The sequence below is a fragment of the Streptomyces sp. cg35 genome, from assembly GCF_050410835.1.
Taxonomy (GTDB): domain Bacteria; phylum Actinomycetota; class Actinomycetes; order Streptomycetales; family Streptomycetaceae; genus Streptomyces.
This window is the reverse complement of the sequence record NZ_CP191268.1, coordinates 1,144,014-1,161,195: the sequence shown is the minus strand read 5'-3', so window position 1 is coordinate 1,161,195 and position 17,182 is coordinate 1,144,014. Positions and strand designations below refer to the sequence as shown.

Genomic DNA, 17,182 nt, shown 5'->3' with positions numbered 1-17,182 from the left:
GGCTCTAGGCGGTCGGCGCGATCGAGCTCGGGCCCGTGGCCTCGCGCTGGTGCGGGATCACGATCGGGGCGCTGCCCGCGGTGAGCGCCACCGTGCGGGCCGGCGACGGGATCCGGATGCCCTCCTCGCGGAAGCGCTGGTGCAGCCGCTTGATGAACTCGTGCTTGATCCGGTACTGGTCGCTGAACTCGCCGACGCCGAGGATCACCGTGAAGCTGATCCGCGAGTCGCCGAACGTGTGGAAGCGGACGGCCGGTTCGTGCTCCGGCAGCGCGCCCTCCACGCCCGTCATGACCTCCTCCACGACCTCCGTGGTCACGCGCTCGACGTGCTCCAGGTCGCTGTCGTAGCCGACGCCCACCTGCACGGTCAGGGTCATGTCCTGCGCGGGGCGGCTGAAGTTGGTCATGTTGGTGCCGGACAGCTGGGTGTTCGGGATGATCACGAGGTTGTTGGAGAGCTGCCGCACCACGGTGTTGCGCCAGTTGATGTCCACGACGTACCCCTCCTCGCCGCTGCTGAGCCGGATGTAGTCACCGGGCTGCACCGTCTTCGACGCGAGGATGTGCACACCGGCGAAGAGGTTGGCGAGGGTGTCCTGCAGGGCGAGCGCCACCGCGAGGCCGCCCACACCCAGCGCGGTGAGCAGCGGCGCGATGGAGATCCCGAGGGTCTGCAGCACGACGAGGAAGCCCATCGCGAGCACCACGACCCGCGTGATGTTCACGAAGATCGTCGCCGAGCCCGCCACGGCTGACCGGGACTGCGCGACCGTCCGGACCAGGCCGGTGATGACGCGGGCCGCCGTCAGCGTCGCCGCGACGATCACGAACGCGGTCAGCGTCATGTTCACGTTGCGCCCCGTGCGGGCGGTCAGCGGCAGTGCCTCGGCGGCCACCGCCGCGCCCGCCGCGAAGGCGGCCCACGGCACCAGCGTGCGCAGCGCGTCGACGATCACATCGTCCCCGCCCCACCGGGTCCGGCTGGCCCGGTCGCCGAGCCAGCGCAGCAGGACCCGCAGCAGCAGCCCGGCCAGCAGACCGGCGAGGAGCGCGACTCCGGCGACGACCAGGTCGTGCAGGTCGAGAGCGCGGTTCATCGGGCACCTCCCACGGGGATGCGGCGGAACCGTGCGGCGGGGGCGGATATGTGATGCTTCGTCACGTGGTACCTGCTTGTTCGGGGATGTGAAGAGCGCGTGTCGGCGGGGTGACGAAACGCGCGCCGGGCCATCCTGCCGCACCGGCCGGGCGCCGCGCGGGGCGGGCCGCCGATCCGGCCGATGGCCCTCGCCCCGCGCGCCCCGGTGAGCAACTCCCGCCCCGCCCGGCCCCCTTGTCCGCGCTCAGCCGACGGCCACGGCTCGCCCCGTCCGCGCCGACTCGTACGCCGCCTCGACGATCCGCAGCGAGCGGAGCCCGGACGCGCCGTCCGTCACCCCGACCGGCCCCGAGCCGTCGCCGAAGAGGAACGCACGCAGCATCAGCGCGTCCAGGTCGACGCCGTACGGGAGTTCCACCGGGGCGCGCGACGTCTCGCTGAAGCCGTGCACCTTCTGGTCGAAGGCGTCCATCTCCAGCGTCGCCCGGTCGCCGACCACCTGCATCGAGAGACCGCCCCACGCCGGGTGGTGCCGCGGCTGGCTCCAGCTGCAGTCGATCGTGGCCACCGCTCCGTTCGCGTACGTGACGGTGAGCAGGCCCGCCGTCTCGACGGCCACGTCGCCCTCGTACAGGACGTTGTTGGTCTGCGCGTAGACGGAACGCGCCGGGGCGCCGTCGAACAGGTCGTCCAGCAGGTCCGCGATGTGCACCGTGTGGTCCATCAGCGCCCCGCCGCCCGAGAGCGCGGGGTCGACGAACCAGCGGCGCCGCGCGCCCGGCATGTAGCCGTTGTTCGCGCCGGACACGGTGAGGACCTCGCCCGCCGTGCCCGCGCGCACCGCGTCGCGCACCGCGAGGTAGGCGGGGCTGAAGCGCACCGGATGCGCCACGGCGAGCCGTACCCCGGCCGCCCGGCAGGCCGCGATCATCGCCGCGCCGTCCTCGGGCGTGGTGGCGAGCGGCTTCTCGCACAGGACGTCCACGCCGTGCGCCGCGGCACGTTCGACGAGCGGACGGTGACGGACGTTCTCGGAGCAGACCACCACCTTGTCGGGCCCCCAGGCGAACAACTCCTCATATGTGTCCACGTGGTCGACGCCCAACCGGGCCGCGAAGTCCTTGCCGCGGACCTCGCCCGGCGCCGCCAGGTCCGTCTCCGGATCGGCCGCCAGGACCTCCACCCCGTCCATCGCGGCGAGCAGGCGCGCGAATCCGCCCGCGTGGACGTGCGCGAACGACAGCACTCCGACCTTCACAGTCCGGCCTCCTCGGTGGGCTTCGGCTCGACGGGTTCCCCGGTGCGCGCGGACTCGGCGGCCGCGGTCGCGATACGGACCGCCTCGACGCCGTCGTGCGCCGACACACGAGGAGCGGGCCCGCCCGCGAAGGCCGCCGAGAACTCCCGCAGTTCCGTCAGGTAGGGGCTCTCCGTCAGGGGGCTGCCGGGGATGCCCTCGCCGCGCGGCCGTGAGCCCTGGGCCAGCACGCGGAAGCCGGTGCGGGCGGTCGAGTCGTGCTCCAGGACACCGCCGGGACCCGCGACGCGGAACGTCGTACGGAACGGCAGGTCCGGCAGGCCCCACACGCCGAGGACATGGCTGACCGCACCGGACGCGTGCGTGAGGACCGCCGTGCCCGTCGCCACGTCCCCGGCGACCGCGCCCGGCTCCTGACGGCCGCGGACCTGCGCGTGGACGCGGACGACCTCACCCGCGAGCAGCCGCGCGAAGTCGAAGTCGTGGATCATCTGGTCGACCAGGATCCCGCCGGACAGCGCCGGGTCGGAGAACCACGGCGCCCACACCGGGTAGCTGCCCGAGCGGGTGAACCGCAGCACGGCGGGCGCGCCGACGCCGCCCGCCGCGACGGACCGCGCCAGCGCCGCGTACGCCGGGAAGTAGCGCACGACGTGCGCCGGGAACAGCAGTACTCCCGCGGCCTCGGCCGCCTCCGCCAGTTCCCGTGCCTCGTCGACGGTCGGCGCGAGCGGCTTCTCGCACACCACGTGCCGGCCCGCGGCGATCGCGTCGAGGACGAGCTGCCGGTGGGTGAACGTCGGTGTGCACACGTCCACGACGGTGCTGCGGTCGAGCAGCTCGGCGAGGGTGTGCACGGCCGTCACGCCGAACTCGGCGTATGCGGCGGCCAGTTTCTCCGCGTTGCCGTCGGTGGACAGGATCGTGACGCGTGCGCCCAGCTCCGTCCAGGCGGGCAGATGCGCGCGGGCGATACCGCCGGCGCCGATCAGGCCCACGTCGAGGCGTGCCATACAGGTCCTTTCCCGGGAGGGGGTGGGGGTCAGCCCTTCGTACCGCTCTGGGCGATGCCCTGCACGAAGTGGCGCTGGAGGAAGAGGTAGAGGAGGATCATCGGCAGGCTCGCGATCAGTGAACCGGCCATCATCACCGGGTAGTTGGTCTCGAACTGGCCCTCCAGGGAGGTCAGTCCGGCGCTGATCGGCATCTTCGCGGGGTCGGTGTTCACGACCAGGGGCCACAGCAGGTCGTTCCACGACCACATCGCCGTGATCACGGCGAGCGCGGCGAGCGCGGGGCGGATCAGCGGCAGCATGATCGACCAGAAGATGCGGAAGGGCCCCGCGCCGTCGATGCGGGCCGCTTCCTCCAGCTCCCGCGGCAGGGCGAGGAAGAACTGCCGCAGCATGAACGTGCCGAACGCGCTGAACATGCCCGGCAGGAACAGCGCGGGCGGCGAGTTCAGCAGACCGAGCCGCTGGATGATGTCGTACTGCGGCAGGATCAGCAGGGACGACGGGACGAGCAGCACGGACAGGAACAGGGCGAACAGCACGTTCTTGCCGCGGAACCGCATCCGGGCGAAGGCGTACGCGGCGAGCGAGCAGAACACCAGCTGGCCGACGGTCCGGCCGACGGTGTTGATCACGCTGTTGCCGAGCATCTCCCCGTAGGGCATGGCGGTGAACACCTCTTTGAAAGAGGCCCAGTTCCACCGCTCGGGCAGGAACGTCGTCGGCACGTGCACCGCTTCGGGCAGTGTCTTCAGCGCGGTGAGCAGCTGCCACAGGAACGGGAAGACCATCACGAGCGCACCGAGCGACAGCAGGAGGTGCGTGGCGACGGCGCCGCCGTCCACCCGGCGCAGGCGGTCACGCATAGTGCACCCACTTCTTCTGGAGCCGGAACTGGAGGTAGGTCAGAGCCGCGGTGAGCAGCATCAGGAGGAAGGCGAGCGCGGCCGCGGCGCCCTGGTTGTTCTGCTGGAACGCCCACTGGTAGAAGAGGCTCACCACGGACTGGGTGGAGCCCAGCGCCGGGTTCGTCGGACTCATCATCACGTAGATCAGGTCGAACATCTGGAGCGAGTTGATCACGCAGATGACCGCCGCGAAGAAGATGCTCGGACTCAGCAGCGGCAGCGTGATCGTGACGAAGCGCCGCACCGGGCCCGCGCCGTCCAGCTCGGCCGCCTCGTAGTAGTCCTGCGGAATGCCCTTGATCCCCGCGATGAAGATGATCAAGTAGTAGCCGACGCTCTGCCACACGGAGACGACGCCGATGGCCCACAGCGCGGACGACGGGTCGGACGCCCAGAAGTGCCGGGAGACGCCGAACCACGACAGCACCTCGTTCAGGAGGCCGAAGTTGCCGTTGTAGAGCCAGTTCCAGACCAGGCCGACCGCGACCGGCAGCGTCACGAACGGGATGAAGTACAGGGCGCGGTAGATGCCCACGCCGCGCAGCCCGCGCCGGTTGAGCAGCGCGGCCACCACGATCGAGAGCGGCAGGGTGAGCAGGCCGATCGCCCCGTACAGCAGCGTGTTGCCGACCGCGCGCCACACCGTGACGTCCTGGACGACGCGCACGTAGTTGTCGCCGCCGGTCCAGGTGTTGCCGCCGAACGGTCCGAAATGGGTGAAGCTGAAGCCGAACGTCTGGATCATCGGCCAGATGTAGAACACGAGGAAGCCGACACCGATCGGCGCGATGAAGAGGTAGGCGGCTTTCTGCGTACGGGAGTTGGGGCCGCGCGTGGTGCTGTCCCGCCCGGCCTTCGTGCGGGGCCTCCTGATGCGGCCGTCCGCCTCCGCGGCGGCCGTCGACGGGAACACGGCCATCACTTGCCCTCCTCGTCGAGTGCCCGGTCCATCTGCTGCGCCAGCGTCCGTGCCGCCTGCTCGATGCCGCCCTTGCCGCTGAACGGAGCGCCGAGCAGCAGGTACTCCTGGTCCTCCCAGACGGCCGTGTTCCGTGAACTCGGGTACGGGAACGCGTAGTCGAGCATGTCGATGAAGCACCGCAGGCCGAACTCGGGCATCGACTTCAGCCAGGCGTCCTGCGTCCCCTCGTACGAGGAGATGGTGACGCCGCCCTCGGCCTGGATCTCCGCCGCCTCGCGCCGCGCCATGAAGTCCACGAACTTCCAGGCCGCCTGCTTCTTGCGGGACTTGGCGCTGACGACATTGGCGAGACCGTGGATGACGGTGGCCCGCTCGCGGCCCTTGGGCAGCACGGCGACGCCGCCGTGGTCCTTGATGGCCGGTGTGCCGTACATGAACGACGCCATCGCGGAGATGTCGTAGTTCATCGCCACCTGCTCCGACAGGAACAGATTGCGGGCCCGTACCTCCGACATGGCGCTCTGCGGCGGCGACCAGCCCCGGTCCACCAGGTCCGTCCAGAACCGCAGCCCCTCGACGGACCGCTGGTCGGCGAACCCGGAGCGCCCGTCGCGCAGCACGTACCCGCCCGCGCCGAAGACCGTCGGGTAGAACTTCGCCTGCCGGTCCATCTCGGCGGCGATCCCGTAGACCCGCGTCCTGGGGTTCGTCAGCTCGCGCGCGGCGTCGCGCACGTCGTCCCAAGTCCACGAGGAATCGGGGTACGTGATGCCCGCCTTGTCGAACAGTGCCTTGTTGTACCAGAGCCCGATCGTGTCGAAGTCCTTCGGGAGCCCGTACTGTCTGCCCTCGTAGGCGTAGATGTCGACGAGCGCCTCGGGATGTCTGCCGAGCGGGGTGCGGTCGCGGGCGATGTGCTCGCTCAACGGCTCCAGCGCGCCGTTCGCCGCGTACAGCTGGATGTTCACCGCGTTCATCCAGAACACGTCGGGCGCCGTCCCGCCGCGCATCGACGTGCGCAGCGTCGTCCAGTACGAGGTCCAGGGCGTGAGCTGGATCTCCACGGAGATCTCGGGGTTCTCGCGCTCGAAGGCCTTGATGATCCGCTGCATTCCCGGGGCCTGGGCGACGTCCCAGATGCCGTACGAGAGGGTGGTGCGGCCGCGCGCCGAGGCGGCCTCGGAAGCTCCGTCGCCGCTGCTGCAGCCGGCGGCGAGCGGGGCCGCCGCGAGCGCACCGGCGAGAAGCGTTCTCCTGCGCATACGCGTCTCCGGTCGGTAGGGGAGAGGGGAGAGATCAGGGAGATCGGGGAGAAGCGGACGGCCTCGACGGGACGGCCATGTGCGGCAATGGGGGCTCGACGGCATCCAGGGCGCGGCGTACGGCCCCCAGCGCGACGCCCTCGCGACCCAGTGTGCTGACCGCGATGCGCGGCACGTGCAGGGTCAGGGGGCGCAGATGCTCGGTGAGGAGCGGCCCGAGCGGCTCACCTACCGGGGCCAACGCTCCCGACAGCACGACGAGTTCGGGGTCGAGCGCCAGGACGAGCGCGGCGACGCCGGGTGCGACCCCGGCCAGATACCGGTCGAGGACCTCCAGCGCCGCGGGGTCACCGGCCCGTACGGCCCGCGCGAGCGCGTCCGTCCGGGACTCGCCGTCCTGTCGCTCCCCGTCCCAGCCGAGGGCCTTCCCGGCCTCGTCCAGGCCGAGTTGGGGCAGGATGCCCAGCTCGCCGGCGCCGCCGCGGCGCCCGCGGTGCAGCCGGCCGTCGATCATCAGGCCGCACGAGATGTGCCGCCCCACGAGCACGCACGCCACGTCGTCGGCCAGCACGGCCGCGCCCCGCCAGTGCTCGGCCAGCACGGCGAGATTCACGTCGTTCTCCACCAGGACACGGCAGGGGACGTCGTGCGCGAGGCGGCGGGCCAGGTCCAGGTCGGTCCAGTCCGGCACGATCACCGAGCGGATCCGCCCGGTGTCGTCGACCATGCCCGGCACACCGATGCCCATTGACCACACGTCGTCGGGGCCGATCCCCTGATCCGCCAGGAAGCGGCGCAGCCGACCACGCAGCAGCTCGATGCGCTCGGCGCCCGACAACTCCGCCGGGAACTCCTCACGATGCCGCGCGACGACCTCGCCGTCGAGCCGCGCGAGCAGCAGCACCAGCTTCCTACGGGCGGCGGTATCTGGACTTCACCGCAGGGATCGGAGTCACCAGCACCGGGCACTGTCACCCCTCGGTGGTCAGCGCGATCGCCGACCAGGCCGGCAGACTGATCCACGGCCAGTACGTGACCGTCCGGCACCGGCCCCTGCTCGACCTGTGCGACCGGCTGGGTCAGGTGCTCCCGGCCGGCCTCGACTCGCTGTTCTTCGCCAACTCCGGCAGCGAGGCCATGGAGGCGGCGCTGCGGCTGGCCCGGCAGTCCACGGGACGTCCCAACGTCATCGTGTTCCACGGCGGCTTCCACGGCCGGACGGTGGGTGCCGCGTCCCTGACGACCTCCAGTCCCCGGTTCCGTACGGGATACGCGCCGCTGATGGCCGGAGTGCACATCGCGCCGTTCCCCTCCGCCTACCGGTACGGCTGGAGCGAGGACGAGGCCACCCGGTTCGCGCTGCGCGAGCTCGACTTCCTCCTGTCGACGGTGACGGCGCCCGAGGACACCGCGGCCCTCATCATCGAACCGGTACTGGGCGAGGGCGGGTTCATCCCCGCCAACACCGCCTTCGTGCAAGGCCTGCGGGAGCGAGCCGACCGTCACGGCTTCCTGCTGGTGATGGACGAGGTGCAGACGGGGTTCGGCCGCACCGGGCGGTTCTGGGGGCACCAGCACTTCGGTGTCGAGCCGGACATCCTGGTGGCCGCCAAGGGCATGACCAGCGGGCTTCCGCTGTCCGTGATGGCCACGTCGGAACAGCTGATGAACGCCGCTCCGGCGGGCTCCCAGGGCGGCACCTACGGCGGCAACGCCGTGGCCTGCGCTGCCGCGCTGGCCACGCTGGACGTCATCGCCCAGGAAGGTCTCGTGGCGAACGCGGATCTGCAGGGCCGCCGGCTCGCCGAGGGCCTGAAGCGCATCGAGGCGGACAACGGCATCCCCGGCGATGTCCGCGGGCTCGGCCTCATGCTCCCACGAGATCATCCTCGACCGCACCGAGGACCTCGCCCTCCTGATGACCCTCGAAATGGGCAAGCCCCTCGCGGAGGCCCGCGGCGAGGTCGCCTACGCCGCCGAGTTCTTCCGCTGGTTCTCCGAAGAGGCCGTCCGGATCGACGGCGGCTACGCCACCAGCCCCGACGGCCGCAACCGCCATCTCGTCCTGCGCCAGCCGGTCGGTCCGTGCCTGCTCATCACGCCCTGGAACTTCCCGCTCGCCATGGGCACCCGCAAGATCGGCCCGGCCGTCGCCGCGGGCTGCACCATGATCCTCAAACCGGCGCCACAGACCCCGCTGTCCACGCTCGCGCTCACCGCGATCCTCACCGAGGCGGGCCTGCCGCCCGGGGTCCTCAACACGGTCACGACGACCGACGCCGCGGCCCTCGTCGAACCCCTGCTGCGCAGCGGCGGCATCCGCAAGCTGTCCTTCACCGGCTCCACGCAGGTCGGCCGGATCCTGCTCGCCCAGTGCGCCGACACCGTCGTACGGACCTCGCTCGAACTCGGCGGCAACGCCCCGTTCATCGTCTTCGACGACGCCGATCTCGACGCGGCCGTGGACGGCGCGATGGTCGCCAAGATGCGCAACATGGGGGAGGCCTGCACCGCCGCCAACCGGATCTTCGTGCACAGCTCCGTCGCCGAGGAGTTCGCGACCCGGCTGACCGCGCGGATGTCCGCCCTCACCGTCGGGGACGGCACCGCGCCCGGCACCGACGTCGGCCCGCTCATCGACGCGGCAGGCCGGGCCAAGGTCGAGACGCTGGTGCGCGACGCCGTCGACCGCGGGGCGAAGGTCCTCACCGGCGGCGAACTGCCGTCCGGCGCAGGCAACTTCTACCCGCCGACCGTCCTCGCCCAGGTCCCGCGTGACGCCGAGCTCACCGGCACCGAGATCTTCGGGCCCGTCGCCGCGCTGTTCACCTTCGACGACGAGGACGACGTCGTCCAGGTCGCGAACGACACCGAATGGGGGCTCGTCAGCTACGTCTTCACCCGCGACCTGGACCGTGCGCTGCGCGTCGGCGAACGCCTGGAGACCGGCATGGTCGGCCTCAACACCGGCCTCGTCTCGAACCCGGCCGCCCCCTTCGGCGGCGTCAAACAGTCGGGCCTCGGCCGGGAGGGCGGCCGGGTCGGCATCGAGGAGTTCCTGGAGTACAAGTACCTGGCCGTCCCCACCGGTTCATAGCCGCTCCACGGCCCGGAACCCGGCGAGCCGGGACAGCAACGCCCGCGCGGGCGGGGTGAGTTCGGCGACAGTGACCTCCTCGCCCGCGTTCAGCAGCCCGATCAGTGCGGAGAGTTCGGGCGCGGTCAGATCGGTCTCCAGGATGTGCCCGCACGCGGCCACCAGCCGTCGTCCCGCGGCCTCACCCCACAGCACCCGCTCGACGGCCCGCACGCCGTCGTCGTCGGTGAAGTGGCCGGGCCGGGCGGGCGGCGGCACCGGCCGCAGCCCGCCGTCCGTCGCGTGCCGCAGCGCCTCCCGCACCAGCCGCCGCTCCAGCGCCGCGGGACGCGCGGCCTCGCGATAGTGGGCGAGCGCCTCGATGAGCACCGGGGGCAGCAGGTCCGCGGCGGCGTCGTCGCGGACGAGGATGTCGTCCCCGCCCCAGCGCCCCTGCGGGGACGCCGGCGTGGGTCCCGGAGCGAGCAGCGAGTGCAGCCCGTGGCCCGGCAGGGGAGCGGTCCGCGGGATGCCCAGATGCGCGACGGCCGCCGGGGCGCGGCCCGGTTCGGGGACGCACCGCCGCCCGGCCGGCCAGTAGAGCAGATCGCCGGGCGCGGGCCGGGCGACCGACCACCGCCCGTCGTGCTCCAGGCGCAGCCGCGGGCGTCCGAGCAGCGTGTAGAGAAACGATGCGCCCTGGGCGTACGGCAGCCGGCCGGGGCCGAGCGTGCCGTGGCACAGCGCGGTCGTCGCCCCGAGCAGCGGCTGGCCCGTGCGCGCCCACAGCCCGGCGAGGAAGTTCCGTGCCCTGAGCCAGACGGGGTGGTGGCAGGCGTGCAGCCCGCGCACGACGAGGGTGAACGGCTCGCGGTCCGACTGCCCGAGCAGCCGCCGGTCGTACCGGGCGAACGAGCCGTCCTCCGGCTGCGGCAGCAGGTCCCCGGGGTCGGCCAGTCGCCGCGGCCCGAGCGCGAAGCTCACCCGGCCGGCCGTGGGCCGCTGCGCCACGGTGACGGAACCCTCGAAGACCTCGTGCGCGTCGAACGGGGCGCTCCCCAGCGCGCCGCCTGTGATCAGCACGGGCCGCCGGTCCCAGTGCGTGTCGATGAACGTGTCCCAGTCGAACGACTCCAGGACGTCGACGGAGGGAGCCGGTGCCGTGCTCACCGCACCAGCTCCAGAGCGCGCACCCGGTACAGCTCGGTGAGCAGGGACAGGAGGCCGGGGCTGTCGGCGCGCAGACCGCAGGCCTCGGCGAGCGCGCCGACGCCGGTCCGGGGGACGGCCGCGAGGTGGTCGAGGACCCGCCGCGTCACCGGGTCGGTGCTGCGCCGCGCATGCCCGTGGGCGGCCCAGATCAGCTGTTCGGCGGCGGGCCGCAGGCACAGGATGTCGGCGGTGCGCCGTAATCGGTGGTGCGGGGCGAGCGGGACGCCGGGCCGGGGCGGCGGGGCCGGGTCGAGGCCGCCCGCCGAGTGCAGGCCGGCCCAGCGCAGCAGCAGCGCGCGCTCGGGGGCGTCGCCGGCCAGGGCCGCGACATAGCGCCGGCCGGGCTCGGTGAACGGGGGAGCGGGCGTGAGGCGTCCGTCGGGCGCGGCCGGCGCGGGGTGCGGGACCGCGGGCTGCTCGTCGGCGGCCGGCGCGTCCTGGCGCAGCAGCTCCCGGACCACCTCGCCGACGTAGGGCAGCGCCGACGTGGTGCGGGCGGGCACGGACAGCCGCAGCGTCGTGCACGGCCGGGTGCGGTCGTCGAGGTGGGTGCTGCCCGCGGGCCAGTGCACGAGGTCGCCGGCCGTGGCGTGCAGCGCGAACTCCGTGCCGGTGTGCTCGGGCCGTACCCGCATCGTCAACGACCCGTCGAGGACCCAGGTGAGCGCCGCCGCGTCGGGGCGCGCCCCGAACTCCTCGGCCGCCTGGTGCCGGGTGCCGACGGCCAGCTCCGCGGTGACGGGCAGCGGCGGCCGGCCGACGTGCCGCCACAGCCCCGCCACGGCGTCCCGTACCCGCGACCAGAGCGTGAAGTCGAGGCTCAGCGCGTGCTCGGCGGTCAACAGCCAGCCGCTGTCCGTCAGTTGACCGGAGGATGCCAGCCGGGCCGCGTAGGCGGAGGTGTCCCGGTCGGCCGGCGAGGGCAGCAGCGGTCCGGGATCGCACAGCACGCCGTCCGGGACGGCGAGCCGCAGCCGGGTCGGGCCCGGCGCGCTCGCCGCGGCCACCATGAGCCGGTGGGCCCCTGCGGCGTCGAGGCCGGACGGGGGTCCGCCCGGGACGACCACCGGTTCCTTCGCCCAGTACTTCTCTGCGAACCGCCGCCACGGATCGGTGGGCGGGGCGGGCGCTGGGGAGGGTTCACAGCTGTGGTTCATCGGGGCTGGGATCTCCTCGGTCCCTCGTCAAGGGGCGGCGTGACGGGCCTGGTGACCTTGCCAGAGGCCTTCCGGCGCCGTCAACGCTTCACGGAGAACCTGTGAACATCTGGCGTAGAACGTGCCGCTTGTCCCATTGCCGCGCTATGGCCCCGGCCCGCTCAGACCGCGCTGCCGGCCTTCCAGTCGGCCCACGACATGTTCCAGCCGTTGAGCCCGTTCGCCGGATCGACGGTCTCCTCGCCCGAGCGCCGTACCTCCACCACGTCGCCGACGATCGAGCTCTTGTAGAACTTCGCGCCCGGTGTCGAGGGGTCGTCGGCGCCCTGGGCGTCCCGCAGGCCGACGCAGCCGTGGCTGGTGTTGCTGGTCCCGAACGCGGACGCCGCTCCCCAGTAGTTGCCGTGGATGAAGGTGCCGGAGGTGGTGAGCCGCTGGGCGTGCGGCACGTCGTCGATGTCGTACTCGTCGCCGAGCCCGACCGTCGTCGAGTCCATCCGCGTCTCCTCGAACCGCTCGGAGATCACCATCTTCCCGGCCCACGTGGGGTGTTCGGCGTCCCCGCCGCTGACGTCGTAGGTGGCGATCTCCTCGCCGTCGCGCCGCACGGTCAGCGACTTGGCGCGCAGGTCCACGACGCTGATCTGGGCGCGCCCGATGTGGAAGGTGACGTCCTTGTCCTGGGTGCCGAACACCCCGTCGGCGCCCTCGACGTCCTTCAACCGCAGGCTCAGCGTGATCTTCGTGCCGGACGCCCAGTACTCCTCGGGGCGGAAGTCGATCCGGGTGTCGCTGAACCAGTGTCCGGCGATCTCCACGTCGGGGTCCGCGGTCACGGTGATCGCCTTCTGCACGGCGGCCCGGTCCGTCACGGCCTCGGTGAAGGTGAGGGAGACGGGCATGCCGACGCCGGACGTCGAGCCGTCCTCCGGGGTGAAGTAGCCGACGAAGGTGGCGCCGGGCTTCTTGGTGGTGAAGCTGGTCGTGTGCGCGGAGTCGCTGCCGTCCACCTCCGCGCGCACGGTGTACTCGGTGTCGGAGGCGGGGTGCGACGACGAGGTCCACTTGGTCCGCCCGTCGTCGTACGTCCCCTTCAGGTGCGTGCCGTCGGCCGCGGCGACCGTGACGGCGGACAGGGTCCCGCCGGTGACCGCGACGGTGACCGGGCTGCCGAAGCCGGCCTGCCGTGTCCCGTCGGCGGGGCTGACCCTGACCGCGGCCCTACTGGTGGCAGCACCGGCGCCGTCCTTCGCCCTGGCCTCGCCGCCGCAGCCCGCGACCGTGACCACCGAGGCCGCTCCCAGCGCGGCGAGCACTCCGCGCCGCGACCAGCGATCCGTGTCATCCGCTATCCGAACCCGAGAGTCACCCACACGCACACCGAACCTTCCTGATCCATGGCCTTTGCGGTGTCGCATGCTGCCCGGGCGACCTGGATGAATCCTTAGAGAATGGCGCGGTTGTCTTATTTCTTCCTTTGAGGGAGCGGCTGCGTCCCGGTACGTGTGGATCTTGTGAAACGCGGGGGCGACCGAGAACGGAATAGGAGATTCCGCCGGAATTGCGCCACTGGTGCCCATGGCAAAGTGATCACGGAACGTCAATTGCACCGGAAAGGCCGCCCTCATGCCCCTCGCCCTGTTCCGCCGGAAGCGGGCCGGTTCCGCAGCGCGGGGAGCCGGCCTCGCGCACCCGGTGCCGCCCGGCGCGGGCGCCTTCCACTGCGCCGTCGCCGACCCCGTCGGCGAGCCGATGCCCGGCGCCGAGGTGACCGTCACGGACTCGGGCTCCGGCCGGGTCGCGGCGCGGGCCACGGCGGACCCGTACGGCCTCGTCTTCCTGACGCTGCAGCCCGGCCGCTACGGCGTGCTGATCGCGGCGGAGGGGCTGCAGCCCCACCAGCAGACGGTCGACGTGCTCCCCGACGAGACCTCGCCCCTCACCTCGGTCCAGCTCCACCCGGGCCGCGCCCCGGAGCTCCCCGGCCCCGGCACCTGGCTCTTCGACCCGCCGCACACCGCGATCCGGTTCATCGCCAAGCACGTGGGCATGGCTCATGTGCACGGCCGCTTCACCCGCTTCGAGGGCGGCATCCACGTCGCGCCCGACATGGCGGACTCCCGGGTCGAGGTGCGCATCGACGCGGCGTCGATCGACACGGGCAACAACACCCGGGACAACCACCTGCGCTCGGCCGACTTCCTCGACGTCGAGCGCTACCCCTACGTCCACTTCTCCTCCGACCGCTTCATCTACCGCGGCGGCTCCAAGTGGACGCTCCAGGGCGCCCTGACGATGCACGGCGTCAGCCGCACGGTCGACCTCGACACGAACTACCTCGGCGTCGTGAACGGCGGCTACGCGGAGGAACTGCGCTGCGCGGCCCTCGCCACGGCGGAACTCCACCGCGAGGACTACACGCTCAACTGGCGCACGATGCTGGCCCGCGGGATCGCGGTGGTCGGCCCCACGGTGAAGCTGGAGCTGGACGTGCAGGCGATGTACCGCAGCCATGACACGCCCACGCCGCCGGAATAGGCTCGTCGGGCCGGGCGTTCGCGAGGCTCCGGCCGAGTCGGTGGGGGCGCTGTGGCGGGTCGGCGACACAGGCGAGCCGCGACGCTTCGGAGCTGACTTCGGGTTGGCGGGGCGGGGGATTTGGACGTAGCGCGCGGTGTCGCTGGCGCCGCTCATGGCCATCATGCTGGTGCCCGCATCGAACCCGTCGACACCGCCGACGAAACTGTCGTGAAGTCCTGGCCCGCTGATGCATCCCTACCCGGCGGGGCCACTGAAGAGGATGAGTGAGGGATCGGACACCCCCCCATCCGGTCCGCGCGTGGGATGGCTGCTGCCGCCGGATCAATGGCGATCCGGTGGCAGCCGCATTGTCGCTGATGGGTGCCGCTGTCGCGCCGTGATCCCCGCCCGATGGGCGCCGCGGGTGACCCTGTGGAATGGTGGACGGGTGAAATGTCCCGCTAGGTCCCGATTGGGGGGCTTAGGGGATCTGTCCGCCCGTTCGTATCCTCAGGAGGCGCCATGTCCTCGAAGCGACGCCGTAAGAAGAAGGCCCGCCGCAAGCACGCCGCCAACCACGGCAGCAGGCCGCAGTCCTGAGCGTCCAGCGGGCGTCACGCCCGCTGCGCGAGGCCCCCGCTGGTCGCCGTCGCCCACTCCGCCACCAGCGTCTCGTACTCCGCCCGGTCCTCGGCACTCAACTGGCCGCCGGTGCGCGCCCACAGGTCACGAATCTGCTCGTTGACGACGTCGGCGGACCGTGCGGAGTGCGGGGTAGGCGTGGAGGACATGTGAACGAGAGTAGGGGATCAGTGGGACTGCGCGCTCCGTTCTGTCACGTGGGCATCGCCATGTGTGATGTTCGTCATCCCAGGCAACCCTTCACGGTTTCCGCGCGACCCCCGCGTACAGCGGCACGGCGGTCCCGTCCCGCTCCTCGTCGACGGCCAGCTCCGGATGCCAGTCCGGCAACCAGACCACGCCCGGGTCGAGCAGCTCCAGACCCGCGAAGAAGTCCGTCATCTCCTCGCGGGAGCGCGGTACCAGCGTGACCCCGCCGGCCGCGTACATGTCGACGGCCTGCCGGGTGCGCTCCGGATCGTGGTCGGAGGCCAGTTGGGACAGGACGAGGTGGCTGCCCGACGGCAGGGCGTCCACCAGTGTGCGGATGATCTCGTGCGCGCCCTGCTCGTCGGGAATGAAGTGCAGCAGCGCGATGAGCGACACCGCGACCGGGCGGTCGAAGTCCAGGATGCCCCCGGCCAGTTCCAGGATCTTGTGCGGTTCGCGGGCGTCGGCCTGCAGATAGCGGGTCACGCCCTCGGGGGTGCCGCGCAGCAGCGCCTCCGCGTGGGCCAGCACGATCGGGTCGTTGTCGACGTAGACGACCTTCGTCTCGGGCGCCGCGGTCTGCGCGATGCGGTGCAGGTTCGGTTCCGTCGGGATGCCGGTGCCGATGTCGAGGAACTGGCGCACGCCGAGCCGCGCCGCGAGCATCCGCGTCGCGCGCTGCATGAACCAACGGTTGTGGCGCGCGCCGTACTTGGCCGTCGGCTCCATCGCCGTGATCTGCCGCCCGAGCGCCTCGTCCACCGGATAGTTGTCCTTGCCGCCGAGGAACCAGTCGTACACCCGGGCCGGGTGCGGTTTGCTGGTGTCGATGGCGGAGGTGGCGGGGGACGTCTCCGTCATGGGGCAACTCCCTTGTCAGCGCGGCCTGTTCGAGCGTACGTCCGAGCATCCTGCCGTACGGGTGTGACGCGTGGGGCGTAATCGAGGAGGATGGGCGCCGCCTCCGGTCCCGCCGGGCGAGCGGAGGGGCCGTACGCGGACAGGAGCGGGAGCCAGGAGGGTGCGTATGAGTGAGGTCCCCCAGCGTCTCGACCTCTCCCGGGCCGCCCTCGCCGACTGGCCGGTGATCCGGGGCTGGGCCGCCGACGAAGGATGGAACCCCGGGCTCGCGGACGGGCCGAGCTTCTTCGCGCAGGATCCCGACGGGTTCTTCCTCGGGCGGATCGACGGCGAGCCCGTCTCCGCCGTCTCCGTCGTCACCTACGGTGCCGCGTACGCGTTCCTGGGCTGCTACCTCGTCCGTCCCGACGTGCGCGGCCGCGGCCACGGCCTCGCCACCTGGCGCGCCGGGCTCGCGCACGCCGGCGGGCGCACCGTCGGGCTCGACGGCGTCGTCGCCCAGCAGGACAACTACCGCAGGTCCGGCTTCGAACTCGCCCATCGCACCATCCGGTTCACCGGCCCTGTCCGGCACCGCGCCGCACCCGACGGCACCGTCGTCCCGATCGAGGGCGACCTCGCGCCCGTCCTCGCCTATGACAGCGCCTGCTACCCCGCCGACCGGCCCCGCTTCCTGGAGTCCTGGCTCACCACGGCGGGCCACAGGGCGCTCGCCCGCGTCGTCGACGGCCGCGTCACCGGATACGGCGTGGTGCGCCCGGCGCACGACTCCCCGCGCATCGGGCCGCTGTTCGCGGACACCGCCGACGACGCGCGCGCCCTGTTCGACGCGCTCGCGCCCGTAGGGGAGCCGGTCGGCATCGACGTGCCGGCGGCCACCCCCGAAGCCGTCGCGCTCGCGGAGTCACGCGGCCTTGCGGCCGGGTTCGAGACGGCCCGGATGTACACCGGGCCCGTCCGGCCCTTCGCCCAGGAACGCGTCTTCGGCGTGACGACCCTCGAACTCGGCTGATCCCCAAGCCCGTCGGGCCGCTCGCGGCATCCGGACGCGCACTGAGCGG

The 17,182-nt window shown here is 72.1% G+C and carries 15 protein-coding genes and 1 pseudogene; 4 read left to right on the top strand and 12 right to left on the bottom strand.

Annotation, left to right across the window (positions count from 1 at the left end; all coding sequences use genetic code 11):
* Positions 1 to 4 precede the first annotated feature (4 nt).
* The 7 genes from ACQUQD_RS05585 to ACQUQD_RS05555 form a co-directional block, all read right to left on the bottom strand.
* Complete coding sequence (locus tag ACQUQD_RS05585) at positions 5 to 1,099, bottom strand: mechanosensitive ion channel family protein (RefSeq protein ID WP_428950814.1); 1,095 nt, start codon at positions 1,097 to 1,099, stop codon at positions 5 to 7.
* 246 nt (positions 1,100 to 1,345) lie between these two features.
* A complete protein-coding gene (locus tag ACQUQD_RS05580; protein WP_428950813.1) occupies positions 1,346 to 2,359 on the bottom strand; it encodes a Gfo/Idh/MocA family protein in 1,014 nt (337 codons plus the stop codon).
* Entirely contained in the window at positions 2,356 to 3,372 is a 1,017-nt protein-coding gene (locus ACQUQD_RS05575) for a Gfo/Idh/MocA family protein (protein ID WP_428950812.1), read from the bottom strand. The genes ACQUQD_RS05580 and ACQUQD_RS05575 overlap by 4 nt, the downstream gene beginning before the upstream one ends.
* Before the next feature lie 29 nt (positions 3,373 to 3,401).
* On the bottom strand, positions 3,402 to 4,238 hold the full coding sequence (locus tag ACQUQD_RS05570) for a carbohydrate ABC transporter permease (RefSeq protein ID WP_428950811.1): 837 nt from the start codon (positions 4,236 to 4,238) through the stop codon (positions 3,402 to 3,404).
* A complete protein-coding gene (locus tag ACQUQD_RS05565) occupies positions 4,231 to 5,199 on the bottom strand; it encodes a carbohydrate ABC transporter permease (RefSeq protein ID WP_428950810.1) in 969 nt (322 codons plus the stop codon). The genes ACQUQD_RS05570 and ACQUQD_RS05565 overlap by 8 nt, the downstream gene beginning before the upstream one ends.
* Positions 5,199 to 6,464 (bottom strand): ABC transporter substrate-binding protein, encoded by a 1,266-nt coding sequence (locus tag ACQUQD_RS05560; RefSeq protein WP_428950809.1) that lies wholly within the window; start codon positions 6,462 to 6,464, stop codon positions 5,199 to 5,201. The genes ACQUQD_RS05565 and ACQUQD_RS05560 overlap by 1 nt, the downstream gene beginning before the upstream one ends.
* Before the next feature lie 34 nt (positions 6,465 to 6,498).
* A complete protein-coding gene (locus ACQUQD_RS05555) occupies positions 6,499 to 7,368 on the bottom strand; it encodes an ROK family protein (RefSeq protein ID WP_428950808.1) in 870 nt (289 codons plus the stop codon).
* An 11-nt stretch (positions 7,369 to 7,379) separates the two neighbouring features.
* Here ACQUQD_RS05555 and ACQUQD_RS05550 point away from each other — a divergent pair.
* Positions 7,380 to 8,378, top strand: a pseudogene (locus ACQUQD_RS05550) (aspartate aminotransferase family protein); the annotation flags it as partial.
* On the top strand, positions 8,314 to 9,561 hold the full coding sequence (locus tag ACQUQD_RS05545; protein ID WP_428950807.1) for an NAD-dependent succinate-semialdehyde dehydrogenase: 1,248 nt from the start codon (positions 8,314 to 8,316) through the stop codon (positions 9,559 to 9,561). The pseudogene ACQUQD_RS05550 and the gene ACQUQD_RS05545, both read left to right, overlap by 65 nt.
* On the opposite strand, the gene ACQUQD_RS05540 is transcribed toward ACQUQD_RS05545, so the two are convergent.
* From ACQUQD_RS05540 to ACQUQD_RS05530, 3 genes are all read right to left on the bottom strand, one after another.
* Complete coding sequence (locus ACQUQD_RS05540; RefSeq protein WP_428950806.1) at positions 9,556 to 10,710, bottom strand: hypothetical protein; 1,155 nt, start codon at positions 10,708 to 10,710, stop codon at positions 9,556 to 9,558. The genes ACQUQD_RS05545 and ACQUQD_RS05540 overlap by 6 nt on opposite strands.
* The gene (locus ACQUQD_RS05535) at positions 10,707 to 11,909 is read right to left on the bottom strand and encodes a hypothetical protein (RefSeq protein ID WP_428950805.1); all 1,203 of its coding nucleotides are present in this window, start codon (positions 11,907 to 11,909) and stop codon (positions 10,707 to 10,709) included. Before ACQUQD_RS05535 ends, ACQUQD_RS05540 begins: the two co-directional genes overlap by 4 nt.
* Before the next feature lie 161 nt (positions 11,910 to 12,070).
* The gene (locus tag ACQUQD_RS05530; RefSeq protein ID WP_428950804.1) at positions 12,071 to 13,282 is read right to left on the bottom strand and encodes a L,D-transpeptidase; all 1,212 of its coding nucleotides are present in this window, start codon (positions 13,280 to 13,282) and stop codon (positions 12,071 to 12,073) included.
* 253 nt (positions 13,283 to 13,535) lie between these two features.
* Between ACQUQD_RS05530 and ACQUQD_RS05525 the strand changes: the two genes are divergently transcribed.
* Entirely contained in the window at positions 13,536 to 14,447 is a 912-nt protein-coding gene (locus tag ACQUQD_RS05525) for a YceI family protein (protein WP_428950803.1), read from the top strand.
* Positions 14,448 to 15,043: 596 nt separating this feature from the next.
* Here the strand turns inward: ACQUQD_RS05525 and ACQUQD_RS05520 are convergent.
* Together ACQUQD_RS05520 and ACQUQD_RS05515 are read right to left on the bottom strand one after the other, a co-directional pair.
* Positions 15,044 to 15,220 carry a hypothetical protein gene (locus tag ACQUQD_RS05520; RefSeq protein ID WP_428950802.1) on the bottom strand — a complete coding sequence of 59 codons (177 nt, stop codon included), beginning with the start codon at positions 15,218 to 15,220 and terminating at the stop codon, positions 15,044 to 15,046.
* Positions 15,221 to 15,311: 91 nt separating this feature from the next.
* Complete coding sequence (locus tag ACQUQD_RS05515; RefSeq protein ID WP_428950800.1) at positions 15,312 to 16,121, bottom strand: SAM-dependent methyltransferase; 810 nt, start codon at positions 16,119 to 16,121, stop codon at positions 15,312 to 15,314.
* A 166-nt stretch (positions 16,122 to 16,287) separates the two neighbouring features.
* On the opposite strand from ACQUQD_RS05515, the gene ACQUQD_RS05510 reads away from it, so the two are divergent.
* Positions 16,288 to 17,133, top strand: coding sequence for a GNAT family N-acetyltransferase (locus ACQUQD_RS05510; RefSeq protein ID WP_428950799.1), 846 nt, complete (start codon positions 16,288 to 16,290; stop codon positions 17,131 to 17,133).
* Positions 17,134 to 17,182: the final 49 nt, after the last annotated feature.

Excerpts from the sequence above, each read along its gene's own strand:
- ACQUQD_RS05585 (WP_428950814.1), bottom strand. The coding sequence starts at position 1,099 with ATGAACCGCGCTCTCGACCTGCACGACCTGGTCGTCGCCGGAGTCGCG.
- ACQUQD_RS05575 (WP_428950812.1), bottom strand. The coding sequence starts at position 3,372 with ATGGCACGCCTCGACGTGGGCCTGATCGGCGCCGGCGGTATCGCCCGC.
- ACQUQD_RS05570 (WP_428950811.1), bottom strand. The coding sequence starts at position 4,238 with ATGCGTGACCGCCTGCGCCGGGTGGACGGCGGCGCCGTCGCCACGCAC.
- ACQUQD_RS05565 (WP_428950810.1), bottom strand. The coding sequence starts at position 5,199 with ATGGCCGTGTTCCCGTCGACGGCCGCCGCGGAGGCGGACGGCCGCATC.
- ACQUQD_RS05560 (WP_428950809.1), bottom strand. The coding sequence starts at position 6,464 with ATGCGCAGGAGAACGCTTCTCGCCGGTGCGCTCGCGGCGGCCCCGCTC.
- ACQUQD_RS05545 (WP_428950807.1), top strand. The coding sequence starts at position 8,314 with ATGTCCGCGGGCTCGGCCTCATGCTCCCACGAGATCATCCTCGACCGC.
- ACQUQD_RS05535 (WP_428950805.1), bottom strand. The coding sequence starts at position 11,909 with ATGAACCACAGCTGTGAACCCTCCCCAGCGCCCGCCCCGCCCACCGAT.
- ACQUQD_RS05525 (WP_428950803.1), top strand. The coding sequence starts at position 13,536 with ATGCCCCTCGCCCTGTTCCGCCGGAAGCGGGCCGGTTCCGCAGCGCGG.
- ACQUQD_RS05520 (WP_428950802.1), bottom strand. The coding sequence starts at position 15,220 with ATGTCCTCCACGCCTACCCCGCACTCCGCACGGTCCGCCGACGTCGTC.
- ACQUQD_RS05515 (WP_428950800.1), bottom strand. The coding sequence starts at position 16,121 with ATGACGGAGACGTCCCCCGCCACCTCCGCCATCGACACCAGCAAACCG.
- ACQUQD_RS05510 (WP_428950799.1), top strand. The coding sequence starts at position 16,288 with ATGAGTGAGGTCCCCCAGCGTCTCGACCTCTCCCGGGCCGCCCTCGCC.